The organism is Rhodococcus sp. WB1 (assembly GCF_001700945.1).
GTDB classification, from domain to species: Bacteria; Actinomycetota; Actinomycetes; order Mycobacteriales; family Mycobacteriaceae; genus Rhodococcus; species Rhodococcus aetherivorans.
Genome location: NZ_CP015529.1, coordinates 3,436,871 through 3,452,231, shown reverse-complemented (window position 1 = coordinate 3,452,231; position 15,361 = coordinate 3,436,871). Strand labels below are relative to the sequence as shown.

Annotated in this window: 12 protein-coding genes; 1 reads left to right on the top strand and 11 read right to left on the bottom strand. The window is 68.8% G+C overall.

What is annotated here, in order from left to right; translation table 11 throughout:
* Window positions 1-15: 15 nt before the first annotated feature.
* From A4U64_RS15185 to A4U64_RS15150, 8 genes are all read right to left on the bottom strand, one after another.
* A complete protein-coding gene (locus A4U64_RS15185) occupies window positions 16-1,152 on the bottom strand; it encodes a DUF3322 domain-containing protein (RefSeq protein ID WP_065922779.1) in 1,137 nt (378 codons plus the stop codon).
* Window positions 1,149-4,448: an ATP-binding protein gene (locus A4U64_RS15180; RefSeq protein ID WP_065922778.1), complete on the bottom strand. Its 3,300-nt coding sequence runs from the start codon at window positions 4,446-4,448 to the stop codon at window positions 1,149-1,151. The genes A4U64_RS15185 and A4U64_RS15180 overlap by 4 nt, the downstream gene beginning before the upstream one ends.
* Window positions 4,445-5,050 (bottom strand): DUF4194 domain-containing protein, encoded by a 606-nt coding sequence (locus A4U64_RS15175; protein WP_065922777.1) that lies wholly within the window; start codon window positions 5,048-5,050, stop codon window positions 4,445-4,447. The genes A4U64_RS15180 and A4U64_RS15175 overlap by 4 nt, the downstream gene beginning before the upstream one ends.
* A complete protein-coding gene (locus tag A4U64_RS15170; protein ID WP_198163307.1) occupies window positions 5,047-6,558 on the bottom strand; it encodes a DUF3375 domain-containing protein in 1,512 nt (503 codons plus the stop codon). Before A4U64_RS15170 ends, A4U64_RS15175 begins: the two co-directional genes overlap by 4 nt.
* A gap of 97 nt (window positions 6,559-6,655) precedes the next feature.
* Entirely contained in the window at window positions 6,656-7,285 is a 630-nt protein-coding gene (locus A4U64_RS15165; protein ID WP_065922775.1) for a DUF3558 domain-containing protein, read from the bottom strand.
* A complete protein-coding gene (locus A4U64_RS15160) occupies window positions 7,282-7,614 on the bottom strand; it encodes a hypothetical protein (RefSeq protein WP_065922774.1) in 333 nt (110 codons plus the stop codon). Before A4U64_RS15160 ends, A4U64_RS15165 begins: the two co-directional genes overlap by 4 nt.
* Before the next feature lie 730 nt (window positions 7,615-8,344).
* Window positions 8,345-9,136, bottom strand: coding sequence for an HpcH/HpaI aldolase/citrate lyase family protein (locus tag A4U64_RS15155; protein WP_065922773.1), 792 nt, complete (start codon window positions 9,134-9,136; stop codon window positions 8,345-8,347).
* The gene (locus A4U64_RS15150) at window positions 9,136-10,401 is read right to left on the bottom strand and encodes a CaiB/BaiF CoA transferase family protein (protein ID WP_065922772.1); all 1,266 of its coding nucleotides are present in this window, start codon (window positions 10,399-10,401) and stop codon (window positions 9,136-9,138) included. Before A4U64_RS15150 ends, A4U64_RS15155 begins: the two co-directional genes overlap by 1 nt.
* A gap of 220 nt (window positions 10,402-10,621) precedes the next feature.
* Between A4U64_RS15150 and A4U64_RS15145 the strand changes: the two genes are divergently transcribed.
* Window positions 10,622-11,542: a LysR family transcriptional regulator gene (locus tag A4U64_RS15145; protein ID WP_029542709.1), complete on the top strand. Its 921-nt coding sequence runs from the start codon at window positions 10,622-10,624 to the stop codon at window positions 11,540-11,542.
* Window positions 11,543-11,570: 28 nt separating this feature from the next.
* Here A4U64_RS15145 and A4U64_RS15140 read toward each other — a convergent pair whose 3' ends face one another.
* The 3 genes from A4U64_RS15140 to A4U64_RS15130 all read right to left on the bottom strand — a co-directional run bounded on the left by A4U64_RS15140 (window position 11,571) and on the right by A4U64_RS15130 (window position 15,140).
* Window positions 11,571-12,416, bottom strand: coding sequence for an HpcH/HpaI aldolase/citrate lyase family protein (locus A4U64_RS15140; protein ID WP_065922771.1), 846 nt, complete (start codon window positions 12,414-12,416; stop codon window positions 11,571-11,573).
* An 8-nt stretch (window positions 12,417-12,424) separates the two neighbouring features.
* Entirely contained in the window at window positions 12,425-13,537 is a 1,113-nt protein-coding gene (locus tag A4U64_RS15135; RefSeq protein WP_084648648.1) for a PrpF domain-containing protein, read from the bottom strand.
* A gap of 208 nt (window positions 13,538-13,745) precedes the next feature.
* Window positions 13,746-15,140, bottom strand: a complete 1,395-nt coding sequence (locus A4U64_RS15130) for an SLC13 family permease (RefSeq protein ID WP_065922769.1) — start codon at window positions 15,138-15,140, stop codon at window positions 13,746-13,748.
* Window positions 15,141-15,361 lie beyond the last annotated feature (221 nt).

Sequence of the window (15,361 nt, the reverse complement as noted above, 5' to 3'; positions counted from 1 at the left end):
GCGGGGCGCCCGCGCCTACAGCGCCTCGAGATGGGCGACGACGTACGGCCACGGGATCCGTTCCTGTTCGAGCCGCAGACCCTCGGTGCGCACCACCGCGAGCGCGTCGCGTTCCGGTCCGGTCAGGTGTGCGGGCGTGTGCGGGGCGGGTGACGCCTCGGGCACGGCGAGGTCGCGCCACCGCTCGACGGTGCCGCGGTCCATGAGCAGGCTGCGCACGTGCGGGAGGCGGCCGCGGAGCCGGTCGAGGATCGCGAAACCGTGCGTGTCCAGGTCACCCCAGTACACGACGTCGGAGGCGGCGAGCCACGGCACGTCCGCCAGCTCGTGCACCGCGTAGCCGCCGCCGTGCACCGCCACCGTCGCCGGCAGCTCCGGCAGCGCGTGCAGGCCCTCCTTGTTCTCCAGGATCAGGGTGCGGGCCGGCTTCACCGGCAGTGCCGCCAGCTCGTCGAGCGACGTCGCGAAGATCCGGGGCGCCCCCGCCAGCAGCGCCCGGTCGCACACGGCCACCTCGCACATCCGCGGCAGCGACCGCACCCCCAGGTCACGATCGCCCCGCACGCCGTCGAGCAGCGTCTCGACCAGGCCGCGGTGCCGCGACACCCATTTGGTGTCGACGCCGGGCACCGGCAGCTGGCGGACGAACAGCCCCGACGACGGATGCTCGGCCAGCCAGCGCACCGCCGCGACGAGCCGCGCGAAGTCCGGCTCGTCCAGCTCCAGCCAGCGGGCATGCGTCGCGGCGATCGCTGTCGCGAGCGCCGCGGTGCCGGGGCCGAGTCCGTCGAGCAGCCGCGCCTGCCGTTCGGTGAGGGTGCGCCACTCGGGTGCTCGTGCGGCCGCGGCGGCGATCTCGGTCGCGCCCGAAAGCAGCAGGCGCATCGGCACTTCCTGCGTGCCGAAGCTCGGCCAGCGCCGCGTCTCCCACTCGACCCGCCCGGCACCCGGGTAGCCGTGCCAGGCACGCACCCACGCGACGACGGCGTCGGGATCCTGCGCGACCCGCCGCTCGGACGGCGGATGCAGCCCGATCGACAGCGAATCCGATTCGGCCGCAGTGGGATCGGTGATCCATCGGGTGCGGCGGCTGCGGTATGCAACCTGGGCCTTGCCGGCGACCGCGGACGGCGGCACGCACAGTGCGCTCACGTGCCGTCCCCGCGGATCGGCAACAGTGCGATCTGCGAGTAGCGCTTGTCGCGGATGCTCACTGCGGCCACGCCGTCGATGTAGTCGTCGAGGGTCTGCAGCAGCTTGAGCGGGGTGGCGAGCACCATGTGGAACCCGAACTGGGTGAACACGTCCAGCGCCCGTCGCGTGTAAGCGGGGTCGGCGCGGTCGAACGCCTCGTCGAGGATCACGGTGCCGTAGCGCGGCAGCTCCTCGCCGGCGGCGGCCAGCTGATAGCGCAGCGCCGCCGCGAGGCAGAAGAACACCAGCTTCTGCGCCTGTCCACCCGACAGACCGGAGCTCGAGTCGTGATAGTTGGCGTCGTTGCCCTCCGGGTCGACCTCCACCCCGATGAATCCGACGTGCAGGCGGGTGTCGAGCACGAGGCGCTTCCACCGCAGGTCGGCGGGCTCGCCGGAGTCGAGCCGTTCGAGCACCGCCGCCATCTGTTCGAACCGCCGCTCCGCCGCGGCCCGGTCCTCCTCCTTCCACGCGCCGCTCGTGATCTGCAGCAGCTCCGCCAGGAACTCCGACGCGGCGGGGGAGCGCCGGTCCTTGACGTCGATGCGCAGGATCCGGTCGGTGTCGAACGGCGAGCGGCGCAGCGATTCGTTCACCGGCTCGATACGTGAGCGGATCTCACCCGGAGCCTTACGGATCGCGCGCGCCAGCTCCCCGATGTTGCGGTGCGACTGCTCGCGCAGCAGCCGGAAGAACTCGTCCTCGTAGGCGGGCAGGCCGTCGCTGCGCAGCCGGGCGAGCACCGCGAGGGCGTCGTCGACGTACTCGGCCTCGGAGCGCATCTCGGCGCGCCGCGCCTCCCACTCGGCAAGGTAGCCGGTGAGGATGGCGGTGATGCGGCGCTCGGCGTCCGCGGTGTCGTGCTGCGCGGACCGCATCTCCACGTTGATCGCGCGACCCACCGTGCTCAGGGCCCGGTCGATGTTGTCGACGGTGACGCGGCGGACCGCCGCGGCGAACCGGGTCCGGATGCGCGCGAAGATCGGGTCGGGCACCGCCGTGCCGGCGTGGGCCTGCGCCTCGTCGAGCCGCGCCTGCACCCGGGTCAGCTCGTCCCGGTGCTGTTCGAGCTTGGCCAGCGCCGCGGTGTGCGCCTGCCGGGCGGCGCGTTCCTCGCTCTCGGCGCGAGCCAGATCCGCGGTGAGCGTGGCGTATTCGGTGTTGCCCTGCATCCACTCGCGCAGCCGCTCCTCGATCGCGTCCACCGCGTTCCCCGCCGCCGCGACGTCGACGTCGGCCCACGCGGACTCGCGGATCACCGCGGCGGCCTGCCGGCGCTGCTGGATCGCGGACTCGGCGCGTTCGAGAGCCTCCTGCCGCCGTTGCAGCGCGTCGACGTCGGTCTCGGCGTCGCCGATGCGCCGGCGCAGGTCGGCGAGCTTGGCCTCGTTGTCGAAGCCGAGGACCCAGCGGCTGCGGTCGTCGATGCGTCGTCGGTCGTCCTTCTCGTGCCGGTCGCCGCCGTGCTTGACCTGTCCGGCCTGGGTCACGCCCCGCGGGACGCGGCGCAGGTCGTCGGCGGTGTCGACGCACGTGTAGTCGAAGCGGTCCGCCAGGTGGTGCTGCAGCCACGCGGCGAGTGGGCCGGGGCGCACCTCGAGCTTGCGGACGAGCGAGCCGTCGGCGGTGGTGGGTGCGTCCGGCGCACCGACGCCCGTGCGGACTCGCCGGTACACGAGGCGGGCACCGAGATGGTGTGCGTCGACGGCGGCGGCCACCCGCGGATACAGCTCGTCGGGCACCAGCAGCGTGCGCCCGAACCCGGCCAGGACACGCTCGATCGGACCAGTCCACTCGGCGTGCTCGGCGCGCACCGCGATCAGCTCGCCCGCGAAGTGCAGGGCGTCCTCACCGAGTCCGGCCGCCGAGCACACCAGTTCCCGGGCGCGCAGCAGGTCGGGATCGAGGTTCGAGCGGCGCCGGGCCAGGACCTCCCGGTCGGCGATCAGTTCGCGGATCGTCTTCCGGCGCTCGGCGAGCGCGCCGGCCACCTCGTACAGCTCGGCCCTGCGCGTGTCGGCGGTCGCGTCGAGCTCGCGCAGTTCCCTCTCGAGCTGGGCCTGCAGATGCGCGAAGTCGTCCGCGGTGGCCGGTGTCTCCGCCTCCCAGTGCGCGAGGGCGATGTCGAACCGTTTGCGTTGCTGGGTAATTCGTTCGAGCGCGGTCTCGGCGGTCTCCTTGTGCACGCGGAGGGTCGCGAGCCGGCCGTCGCCGGCGCTCTCGGCGCGCACCCGCAGATCGAGGGTGCGTTCGCCGGCGCGGTCGGCCTCGTCGGCGGTCTTGTCCGCGGCGGCCTGCAACAGACCGGTCTGCGCCCGCGTCTCGTCGAGCCTGTCGCTGAGCAGGTCCACCGTCATCCGGGCGTGCACCGCGTCGAGGTGATCGGTCTCGTCCTGCAGGTCGCGCTGTGACTGCAGGCCGCTGCGACGGGTGTCGGCCAGCGCGACGAGCGGCTCGAGCGTCTCGACCTGACGACGGGCGTCGACGACGACGCGATGCGCCTCGCGCAGCTCGCGGAACTGCGTGGTGGCCCGCTCGGCCATCGCGAACGTCGGCGGCTCGTCGAGCATGTAGTCGCGCAACAGCTGGTCGAGGCTGTTCAGGCTCTTCGCGGACAGCGTGCGGTGCAGCAGCCGCTGCGCGGCCTCCGACGAGATGCCGAGCTTGGACCGGAACGCGCGGGCGAACGGCGCGTAGCTGGGGTTCACGACCGCATCAGGCCAGCGCTTGCGGATGCCCCGGGTGTCGATTCCCCGCGTGACGAACGGTTCGAGGTCGGTCAGCTCCACGTCGGTGTCGAGGATCAGGTGCAGGTGCGAGATCTCGTTGTTGGCGTTGGCGCCCCGGCGCAGGTGCATGAGCTTGACCAGGGTCACCGGGGCCGCGCCGTCGGCGGCGTTGTACGTCAGTGCGACCGCGCTCCACGTGGCGCCGGTGCGCAGATACGAGGCGGTGAGCGCGTCGGTGTCGGCGTCGGCCTCGCGCCGCCACGCCCCGCGGATGTAGCTGACGAAGTTGCGGCCCGACCCGGCCGCCGACTCCTGCGCGGCCGCGTTGAACCGCACGCTGCCACCCGGCATGAGCACCGTCGAGATCGCGTCGATGAGCGTCGACTTGCCCGAGCCGGACGCGCCCGTGATGAGAAAACCCTTGCGGGCCACGGGAATGTCGTGATGCCCGTGCAGGGTGCCCCAGTTGACCACCTGCACCCGCGCGAGCCGGAACTGGCCGGGGTGGATGGGGGCGGCGCTCACGGCGCGTCCTCCTCGACGATGCGCCGGAAAACGGCCTCGACGGCGGCGACCTGATCGGCGTCGAACAACTGCCGCAACACCGGAGAGACCTCCATCCGGCCCTCCGTGGACGTCGACGCCAGCAGCGTGTACTTCTTCAACTTCTCCCACGACGCGTTGACCCGTTTGCGGAAGCCGGCCGGATCGGTGCTCGTCGCCGCGCGGTACATCTCCAGCTGCCCGGCCACCTCGTCGAAGTCGACGATCACCCGCTCGCCCGGCTGGGCGCGCAGCAGCCGGTGCCGCAACGCCAGCAGCATCACGGTGTCCATGAACGTGAGCCGCTCGGTGCGCAGCACCGTCGGGGCCTTGTGGTCGCCCGTGTCGGCGGGGCGGGTGAACGCGAGCTCATCGTCCTCGTCGACGACGAGATCGAGAAACACGTCCGCGAGCCGGGACCGCAGCACCCGCTCGTCGCGGATCACCGTCCGCCACACCTCCGGGTGCTTGTCGGCGGTGACGAGCGGTCCTTTGAGCAACTGCACCAGCGCGCGCCGGGTGTCGAGATCGAGTTCGCCGGTGTCACCCGGGTACAGGCCGGTGCGTGTGGTCGATTCGGTCATGACGCGTCCTCGGTGATGCGGGCGGTGAACTCGGTGTCGGTCGGGTCGAACAGGTGCCGCCGCACCGTCGCGACGCGGGTCGCGCCCGACGGGGACGTCCACGCGATCTCCTCGGTGCCGTCGACGCGGTGACCGTGCTCCGCGGCGAGCACCAGCAGACCCACCGCGCTGGCCAGTCCCTGCGTGGCGGGATGATCGCGCAGCACGTCGCCGATCGTGGCGCTGCCGCGGGAACGTAGCGTGGCGGCGACGTTGCCGGCCAGCTCGTCCATGTCGATCTCAGATTCGCGGACGATGCGGCGCAGCTCCTCCAGATCCACCTCGCCGACCGGCTGCGTCACCACCGGCTCGGCCACCAGGTCGTCGGCCGGGTTGTGCAGCCGCAGCGCCGCCACGGAGTCGATGCCCATGCCGACCCGCACCAGCTCGAGGTCCAGCAGGTCGTATGGTTTGCGGCGCTGCGCCACCTGCAGGGCCTGCTGCTGGGCCGAGCGCAACAGCCGCTGCAGACGCCGGTGCTCCTCGTAGTGGCGGGACTGCACGAAGTGGCGCAGCGAACGCGACAGCGACGTCATCGTCGCGTGGACCTCGCCGCCGGCGTCCTCCATCTCGGTGAGCAGGGTGCGGAACCGGTTGCGTTGCTCGGTGGTGAGCTGCTGCGCGAACGGGCGTTGCAGCACCGCCTCGATCCAGTCGTCGAGCTGCGACGACCGCTCCGGGTCGATGATCATGTCGTAGAAGCCGGCGAAGCTGCGGCCGGCGTCGGAGCTGCCGATCAGATCGACCCCGCGGAACACCTCGCCGAGAGTGTCGCCGCGGTCGCCCTCGTCGTCGAGGATCCGGGCCCGCAGTTCCCGGTTGAGCGCCTCCAACTCGGCGCGCACCCGCGCGAAGTCACCCGGGATCTCCCCGGCCAACGCCAGGATCTCCGCGGACCGTTCCACCGCGCGGTTCCCGTCCAACACGGGAAAATCCCCGGACTCGACGGCGGCGATCTGCCGGTCCAGCTCGTCGCGCTCGGCCCGCAACGCCGCCAGGCGGCTCTCGCTGCGAGGGTCCGAGTCCCGCGCCAGCGCCTGGAGCTGGCTCGACAGGGTGGTCAGCCGCGACTCGGTGACCGAGCTCGTGGCGGTCGTCAGGCCCGCGGCGAACGTGAGCGCGGCGAACGTCGCCTCGGTCGGTTCGAGGGTCTCCTCGCGGGCGTCGGCGCTCGCGCGGCGCAGCAGGTAACCCGCGCGCACCCAGTCCGCACAATAGGCCTGACCGGTGCGCGGCAGCTCGAAGCCCTCGTCGCGCAGTTCCTGCAGGTCCGCATCGAGGCGGGCGAACAGCTCCGGGGCCGGCAGCCGTCGCGTGCCGCGGTCGAAGTGCCGGCCCAGCAGCTCCAGCACCGCGGCCGCATTGTCCGACCGCAGCAGCGCCCACGCCGGGTGCTCCTGACGCAGACGCGCCAGACGGTGCAGGTCGGCGGTGGACACGACGCTCCCTCCGGTGTCGGGTTCGACCATGCTGACACATGGGGGCGACAGCGTCGCGGGCGTGGGCCGGCGAACCTGGGCGGGTTCGAGGTCGGCTACCGGGCTCGAATGCAGACAGGATGCTGGGTCAGCGGGTGCGCGACTCGACGTCGTCGAGGACGGTGACGATGCGCTCGGCGGTGTGCGCGAGGCCCACGCACCACTGTGACTCGGGCAAGTACTCGACTTCGGAACCGAACACCACCTGGCCGAAAAGCATCACTCCATAGGAGGTTTCGACGCTCATATGGCAACTCTCGGGATAGGACGTGTTGGTCTTGAGTATTGCGCGCCGGCCGGCAATCTCGGTGGGGACAACGTTGTCGCCGTTGTCTGCGGTCTTTTGCAGTTCTATCGCCCAGTCGAAGTTGGCCGACCTCACGGTCAGCCCGTAGGCCGCCACCCCGGGACGCTTCACCGTGCCGTCGTAGGAGCAGCCGAGCATCGTGTAGTGGGTCGCCGCGAAGTCCGCGTTGTTTTCGGATCTCGGGTCGTAGCCGGCGGAAATGAGCACGTCGTCGGGAATGTCGAGGCACGGGTCGAAGGCGACCAAGGGGCGGTCGGACTCGTCCACCAGTCGCGGCACGCGAGTCGTGGTGGCCGGTGTGCTCGGTGTCTTGCTCGCGGTGTCCGTGGTGGCGGTAGAGTCGGCGCAGCCGATCAGCGAAGCGAGGGCCAGAAGTGCACCTGCCGCGGCGGCGCTGCGAAATGCGGTCACCGCCCACCCTGACCCGACGCGTTGAGGACGGCGCTCCAGTCGTGTTCCGTAGCCAAGAATCCCTCGCCGCCTGACGCGAACGTCTCTCGCATATTCTCGAGTACCGCTGCGAATTGTTGGAGGCGTTCGAAAAGCGATTCGGGTGTCCCGCGGGCTTTGCGTACGAAGCCGGTGCGGAGGTCTTCGGCCGACTTGAAGCCCCCGAAGCTCGGTGCATCGGCCAAGTCGCTTGCGTGCCGTGCCGCTTCGCGGAGCGTCTCGAGCATGGTGTCGCAGATGGCGACGATCTCCTCGATCGTCCGCGGTTCCAAACGAAGTCTCTCTGCCATGAATCCCCCCGGTATCAGTTGGCCCGGGAACTGTAACGCATTCGTTTGCAGGTCACGCGGGATTCTCTTTCGAGAATGGGGGGTTGAGACGCCTGCGCCCCGACCGAGCTCGCGTGCGATTCGGTCGGGACGGTTCGGTTCTCGTCGGCGGGGTCGGTGTCTCACAGCGCCAGTGTCAGGCCTGCTTCTGCGAGAGTGTGTGCGGTCAGGCCGGAGGCGAGCATCCAGGCGGAGTGCTTGTCGAAGGTCGGCGCTCCCCGGTCGCCCACCACGGCGAGAATCAGTGCGATCAGTCCGCAGTGCCGGCGGCGTCGAGCTCAAAGCGGATGCACAGATGTGCGCGGGGAGCATCGAACCTCCGTGGATAAGCCACGATGACGGGTCAGATCGCGAACAACAGCGCGCCGGTACCGATTGCGACGGCGACGCAGTAACCGAAGAATCCCAGACCGCTGAAGTTCGATCCTTTCGCCGCATGGCGATGACGATGCCGAGCGTGACGGCCCCGTCGAGCACCGCCCTGACCAGCACCATGCACAGCGTCGAGGCGGAGCCGAGCAATCCCACGACAGCGTGAGGTCCACCTGTACGCCCAGACCGGCGTCACCTTGGACATCGAGGCCCAGGCTTCGTGCGCGAGACGGTCGGGAAGTTCGACGCGTCGGCCGAAGCATCCGCTCATGGCAGGCGGCACGCGTTCGTGCACTACACGGTGCGGAGCATGACGGCATCACGTTCGCGCGGCGTCCAAGATCTTTTGTGCCCGCTCTGCGACGGGGAGATCCACGAATTCACCTCCGGGTAGCCGGACCGCCGCTCCGCCGGCCTTCTCGAATGCGTCGACCACTTCGCGGGCCCAGTCGATGTCGTCCTGTCCCGAAGTGAAGGTGGCATGGATGGCCGTCAGCTGAGCGGGGTGAATTGCGGACTTGCCGAACAGGCCGAGGCTGCGACTGTGGGCGGCCTGCTGGATGAGTCCGTCATTGTCATCGAGGTGGGGGTAGACGCTGTCGATCGGTGGGGCGATGCCGGCGGCGCGCGCGGCGACGACGAGGTGGGATCGCACGTACTGCATCGGTATGTTCCCGTCTCCCGTGCCGAGGTCCTTCTGCAGGTCGATACCGCCGAGTGCGAGATGCGTTACCGCCGGGTGACCGGCGATATCGAAGGCATTGGCGACCCCTTTCGCGGTTTCGATGGCGCAGATCAGGGGTTTTTCCGGGGCCCGGGCTGCGACCCAGTGAACGTCGTCGAGTGTTTCGACCTTGGGGATGCGGATGCCGTGTGCCGATGCAGCGACGGCATGCAGATCAGCGGCGGCGAGTCCGGTTCCGGGGGCGTTGATTCGCACCCATGCGGTCCTGGTGGTGACGACGGATGCGACGTTTGCCCTGGCGGTCCGCTTCTCGGAGGGCGGCACCGCGTCCTCGAGATCGAGGATGACGGCGTCGGCGCCGGCGTGGAACACCTTTCCGAGCAGATTCAGGTTGTGGCCAGGCGCGAAGAGGTAGCTGCGGTTCATCAAAGGACGCCCTTCTCGGTGAGTTCGGTCATTCGTTCCTGGTCGATGCCGAGGGTGTCCCGGTAGAACTCCTGGTTGTCCTGCCCGAGGCGGCGGCCGGGGAACTTGATCGCGCCCGGAGTCCCGAGCATGCGAAGCATGACGTTCTGCATCTTGATCGGGCCGAGGTCTTCGTCGTCGACGGTCGTGATGCAGTCACGGGCGAGGACCTGCGGATCACTCATGAGTTGCGCGACGTCGTAGATGGGTGCGAGCGCGGCGCCGACCCGTTCGAACTCGGCCGTGACCTCGTGCAGGGGTCTGTCTGCGATCCACTTCGCAACCGCGTCGTCGAGCAGTTCGCCGTTGCGGCTGCGTTCGCCGGCAGAGTCGAACCAGGACTGCTCGACGATGTCAGGTCGGCCGACCAGGCGCATGACCCGCGCGGCGACAGAGGTGGCGCTCGCGGAGACGGCAACCCACCGGCCGTCCTTGGTGAGGTAGGTGTTGCGTGGGGCGTTATTGGGGGAGCGGTTGCCGTTGCGGCCGGCGATGGTGCCGAGTTGGTCGTAGGCGGTGGGCCCGGGGCCGAGAATTCCCAGGAGTGGTTCGAGTAGTGACATGTCGATGACCTGTCCGCGGCCGGCCGAGCCGTTGCGGTGGAGGAGTGCGGTCACCACGCCGAATGCGCCGGCAAGTCCGGCAACGCCGTCGGCGAGTCCGAAGGGCGGCAGCGTCGGTGGGCCGTCCTCCGTCCCGGTTTGGTGGGCAAAGCCACTCATCGCCTCGGCCAGGGTGCCGAATGCGCGGCGCTCGGCGTAGGGTCCGGATTGGCCGAACCCGGTGACGCGGAGCAGGACCAGTCCCGGATTGACGGCATGGAGTCGGTCCGGACCCAGCCCCCACTTCTCGAGTACGCCGGGGCGGAAGTTCTCCACCAGCACGTCGGCATCGATCACGAGGTCGCGGAGTATCTGCTGGCCTTCGTCGGTGCTGAGATCGAGAGTGATGCACTTCTTGTTACGGGCGATGACCTTCCACCACAGTCCGTGGCCGTCCTTCCGGGCTCCGTGTGAGCGGGCGGGATCGCCCGAGGGGTGCTCGATCTTGATTACGTCCGCGCCGAAATCACCGAGGAGCATGGCGGTGATCGGTGCGGCGTAGACGGTACTGATGTCGAGGACGCGGAGGCCGTGCAACGGGCCACGTGTCGGAGGAGGGCTGTCGGCTGTGCTCGTGCCAGGGTGGTCGTGGGTCGAGTAACTGTCGCTCGGGTGTGCAGTCATAAGCTGTCCTCGGATGGTGGGGAAGGTCGATACAGGTGCGGCGCTCGACAGCGGCCGGGGTGCACGAGCGCGGACCGACGGGTGATGCCGGCAGGGTCATGGCGCGACCGAAAAGTCCGTGGCGCCGGGGCCGCCACCTCGAGATTGCCATCCCTCCGGTTCAACTACAATCACGGGCATATCGACAGCAGTTAACTTTGTCTAAAGTCAGGGGTGGCGCGTGCTGGATACGGCCAGGATGTTCACACTGCGCACGGTCGCCGCGCACGGGTCGATCACCGCGGCGGCGTCCGCGCTCGGGTATACCACTTCGGCTGTGTCCCAACAGATCGCGAAGCTGGAGAAGGAGGCGGGACAGCCGCTTCTGGAACGGCACGCGCGAGGCATCGTGCTGACCGAGGCCGGAAGCTCGGTGGTTCGGCACACCGAACGTATCCTGGTCGAGCTGGAGGCCGCCGAGGCCGAACTCGCGGAGATCAAGGGGCTGCGGGCCGGTGTGCTGGCGATCGGCACCTTTCCCACGGCCGGATCGTCACTGCTGCCGCTGGTGGTCAAGGAGTTCAAGACGCGGCACCCGGGCGTCGATCTGAAGGTGCTCAGCGGCCGGTTCGCGCAACTGGTCGACGCCCTGCGCCGGCGGGAGACCGAATTGTCGTTGCTGTGGGACTACGAATGGAACCGGATCGACGACCCCACGTTGACCTACCACCACCTGATGAACGATCCGACCGTGTTGCTGGTGTCGGAACGGCACCGTCTGGCCGACCGCGACTCGATCCGGATCACCGAACTGCGCGACGAGTCGTGGGTGGTGCGCGCCGACGATCACCCGGTTGCCCAGACACTCGAAAAGCTCTGTCAACAAGGTGGTTTCATGCCTCGGACGAGCGTGTTCGCGCATGACTACGGTGAAGTACAGGCGATGGTGGCCGTCGAGCTCGGTGTGGCCATCGCGCCGCGCCTGGCCGTGCTCAACCTCCGGCCCGACGTCCGGTCGATTCCCCTCGCGACCCGCCCGCCGCAGCGGCGCATCCTGGTCGCGCATCTGACCGAGCGGCGGCTGAGCCCGGCCGCGCAGGAAGGAATCGCGGTGTGCACTGCCGCCGCCCGCCTACTGCAGGAGGGATTCGAGGCCGGATAGGGGCCCGACCCCCCCGGAAGGATGCCTGTCAGTTCCGGCGGATGCCGAACGCGTCGGCGAGGCGGGTGATCTGCTCGGCCCGCCCGAGGCGGGGTAGGTCGCTGCCGTCGCGGATGATGCGGCCGCGGGCTTCGAAATCGGCCAGGAACTGCCGCGCCCAGGTGACATCCGACGGTGTAGGGCTGATGGCCTCGTTGATCACCTGCAGCTGATCGGTGTCCAGGCACAGCTTTCCGGTAAGGCCGAGGGAGACGGTCACTGCGGACTGTTCGCGCAACACGGTGTGGCCGTTGCTGACGGTGGGGCCGTCGATCGGTCCGGGCAGCCGGCCGACCCGGCTGGCGACCACCAGTCGGGAGCGAGGGTACGCCATGGCGAGGTCGTCGGCGCTCGTGCCGGTGTCCCGGCGATAGTCGCCGCTGCCGAAGGCGAGCCTGAACACGCCGCGGGCGCGGGCGATAGCGCCGGCCTGCTCGATGCCGAGGGCGGATTCGACCAGGGCAAGAACTGGGGTGCCTCCGCCGAGTCGGTCGAAGGTTTCGGTGATATGTTCGGCCGCTTCGACTTTCGCGAGCATTACGCCCGCCAGTCCGGGAAGGCCGGCGAGTCGATCGACGTCGTCGCTCCAGTACTTCGAGGATCGGTCGTTGATCCGGACCCAGGCCGAGGAGTGTTCGAGCCAGGCGGCAACGTCCTCGCGTGCTGAGGACTTCCGTTGCGGATCGACTGCGTCCTCGATGTCGAGGACGATCTGATCGGCGCATGAACGTTCGGCCTGGTCGAACAGGTCGGTCCGGCCGCCGTTGACCAGCAGCCAGGAGCGGGCGATCCGCGCGTCGATTGTCCGGGGTGCGATCGTGGCGTTCTCGGGCATTCGGACCTTCACCGTGCCAACCCGACCAGTGTGGGCGCCGGGCCGGTGACGAAGAGTTCCGCCACTGCGATGCGACGGGCCGCCCGGTGCAAGGTGACCGATTCGAGGATACCGTCGGGCGAGGTGGTGAGGTCGACGTCGAGGACCCCGGCGGGCGTCCCTATCCGTAGCGATCCGGGCCACCGGACCCGTGTGTTGTGGGTGACGACGCCACCGGTCACGGTGGACGCCGCGGCGACGGCGACAGCGGACGTCAGTCCGATTGCGGGGTGCGGGGCAAGCATCGACAGCATCCGGACGGAGATGTCGTAGTCGTCTTCGTCGATGTCGACGCCCGCGCTGGTGCGGTAGTCCACCGGCGGGCCGACGACGCCGACCTTGGGGATCGCGTGTGTGATCGGGTCTCCCGGTTTGCTCAGTCCCATCCGCAACGATGATTCCCGTCGCAGTCGGAGAAGCAGCGGCAGGTGTTCGGCGATGGTCCGATTGTCTTCTGCGCCGGTCAGTCCGAGGTCGGCGGCGTCGAACAACGCCGCCGGAGCGCCAGCGGCGACCATCGTGGCGCGGTACGTGTGGTTCTCGATCGAAATCTGTTCGGCGGCTGAGCCGGTGGGCAGCAGTGTGGCTGTATCGGCAGCGAGACCGGCGAAGGTGAGGCCAACCGGGACGCCCAGCGCGCTGGTGCCTGGCACGGCCGCGTCACCCTCGGTGGGGATCATTCCGCCCGGGGTCGCGATCTCGGCAGTGAGGATTGCGCCGGTGTTCTGGTTGCGCATTCGCACGGTCGTCACCGCGGAGTCGACCGGAACGAAGCCGGATTGCAGCGCATACAGTCCGATCGCGGTGGCGCAGTTTCCGCAGTTGCTGCCCCATTCGACCTGCCGGTCACCGATCGCGACCTGGGCGAACAGGTAGTCGACGTCGATGCCGGACTCGCTGGAGCGGCGCACGATCGCCGCCTTCGACGTGGTCGAGCTGCCGCCGCCGACACCATCGAGCTGGCGCGGGTCGCCGGAGCCGAACGCGGAGGTCAAGATGGCATCCAGCCCCCCTGCCTGGGGGATGAGGGGATCGACGTCCACGGCGTTGAACAGCCAGCACTTGCTGGTGCCTCCCCGCATCCAGGTTCCACGGAGTGTGAACACGGTCGGCCCACCTTTCGGGTTGGAAGAGTGTGTGAGGCACCGCTGGAGGCTCCGATCGGATAGGGAGCGTAGGTGCCAGCGGTGTCCCACTACCCACCCTGACCGAGATCAGGGTGGAGAACAATGGCGGATTTCTCGATGAGGGTTAACTCGAGCTAAACCCTCAGGGGGTGGCGTCGACGCGTCAGGCCAGGGCCGGGATGGCCACCAGCAGCAGCCAGCACAGCATCGGCGCGATCGCGACCACGATGCCCGCGTTCAGCAGCAGCTGGCGGTAGAACCGGGGGCGTTCGATGTTCTGGGCGTTGGCGAGGACGAGCGCGCCGTTGGTCGAGAACGGGGATACGTCGACCACGGTGGCCGAGATGGCGAGGGCTGCCACGACGCCGACGACCGGGAGGGCTCCGGTCTGCAGCAGCGGAAGCGCGAGCGGGATGACAGCGGTGAGCAGTGCGGTCGACGAGGCGAACGCCGAGGTGACGCCGATGACGTAGCAGAGCACGACGGCGACCAGCAGTGGGGCGCCGATGGTGATCGCCATCTCCGCGAGATGGTCGAGCGTGCCGATCTCCTCCATGAGGGAGACATAGGTGACCATGCCCGCCACGAGCAGCACCGTGGACCAGCTGATACCGGCGATGGCCTCACTCTGCTTGGACAGGTCGGTGAAGGCGAGGATCGCACCGGCGGCGATGGCGACGAAGCTGATCGGCATGTGCAGCACCAGCACCAGCACCAGCACCGCGGCGATCAGGACGAGGGTGAGCTTCTGGACGGCGGTGACCGGCTGTCGTGCGGGTTCGGTGACGATCTCGGTGCGCGGGGTCCGGATGAGTACCTGGGTGCCGGTTCCCCCGGCCGAGCTGCCGGACGGGGCCGCGCCGGGTCCCTCGACGGGAGTGCGGTGAGGACGCCCGCCGCCGTCGGAGTCGAACTCGTCACTCGAGCCGGTGGCGGTGAATTCGAGGTTCCGCATCCGGGCGAGAACGGCGTAGCCGATCACGGTCAGGACCGAGAGCAGCAGGTTGATGCCGTAGCTGGCGAAGAACAGGGTCCACGGGGCGATCGTCAACCCACTCGATTCGACGATGTCACGGACGAGGACGCCCGAGACCGAGATCGGCGAGAATGCTCCGGCGTGTGCGCCGTTGATGGTCATGATGCCCATCACCAGCGGGCTCATCCGGGTGCGAGCGGCGAACGACATCGCCGCCGGCGTGATCAAGGCGACGGCCGCCGGGCTGAACGTGCCCAAGGCCGTGAGTACCGAGGCGCAGAAGAAGAACACCCAGGGAACGATCGTCACTCGTCCGCGGACGCTGCGTATGCAGGTGTTGACGAGGAGGTCGATGGTCCCGTTCTTCTTCGCCATGCCGAAGAAGTAGGTGACGCCGATGATCGTCAGCACGATCGAACTGGGGAACTCGGCGAGGATCTCCTTGTCGTCGTAGCCGAGGAGGAACGCCCCCACGACGAACGCGCCGATGAACCCCAATATGCCGATGTTGATGGGGAAGAAGGTGGCGATCACGAACATCGCCACCAATGCGATCAGTGGCAGTATCTCGATGGAAGTCATGAGCGTTCTTTCGGTTCACCGCGAGGCGGATCGAACGGCGCCCGATCGGCAGTTGCGAACGGGCGGGTCAAGCGAGGCGGAACGTGTCTTGCTGTCGCAGTCCACGTCGCACGAGGCGTTCCCGCAGGGTGCCGGAAGAGTGACTATTTGCATGTCACATCCTTCGCTTGACCATTACCTACATCACATTAGAAGCGGCCCGTGTTCATGACAATGTCGAA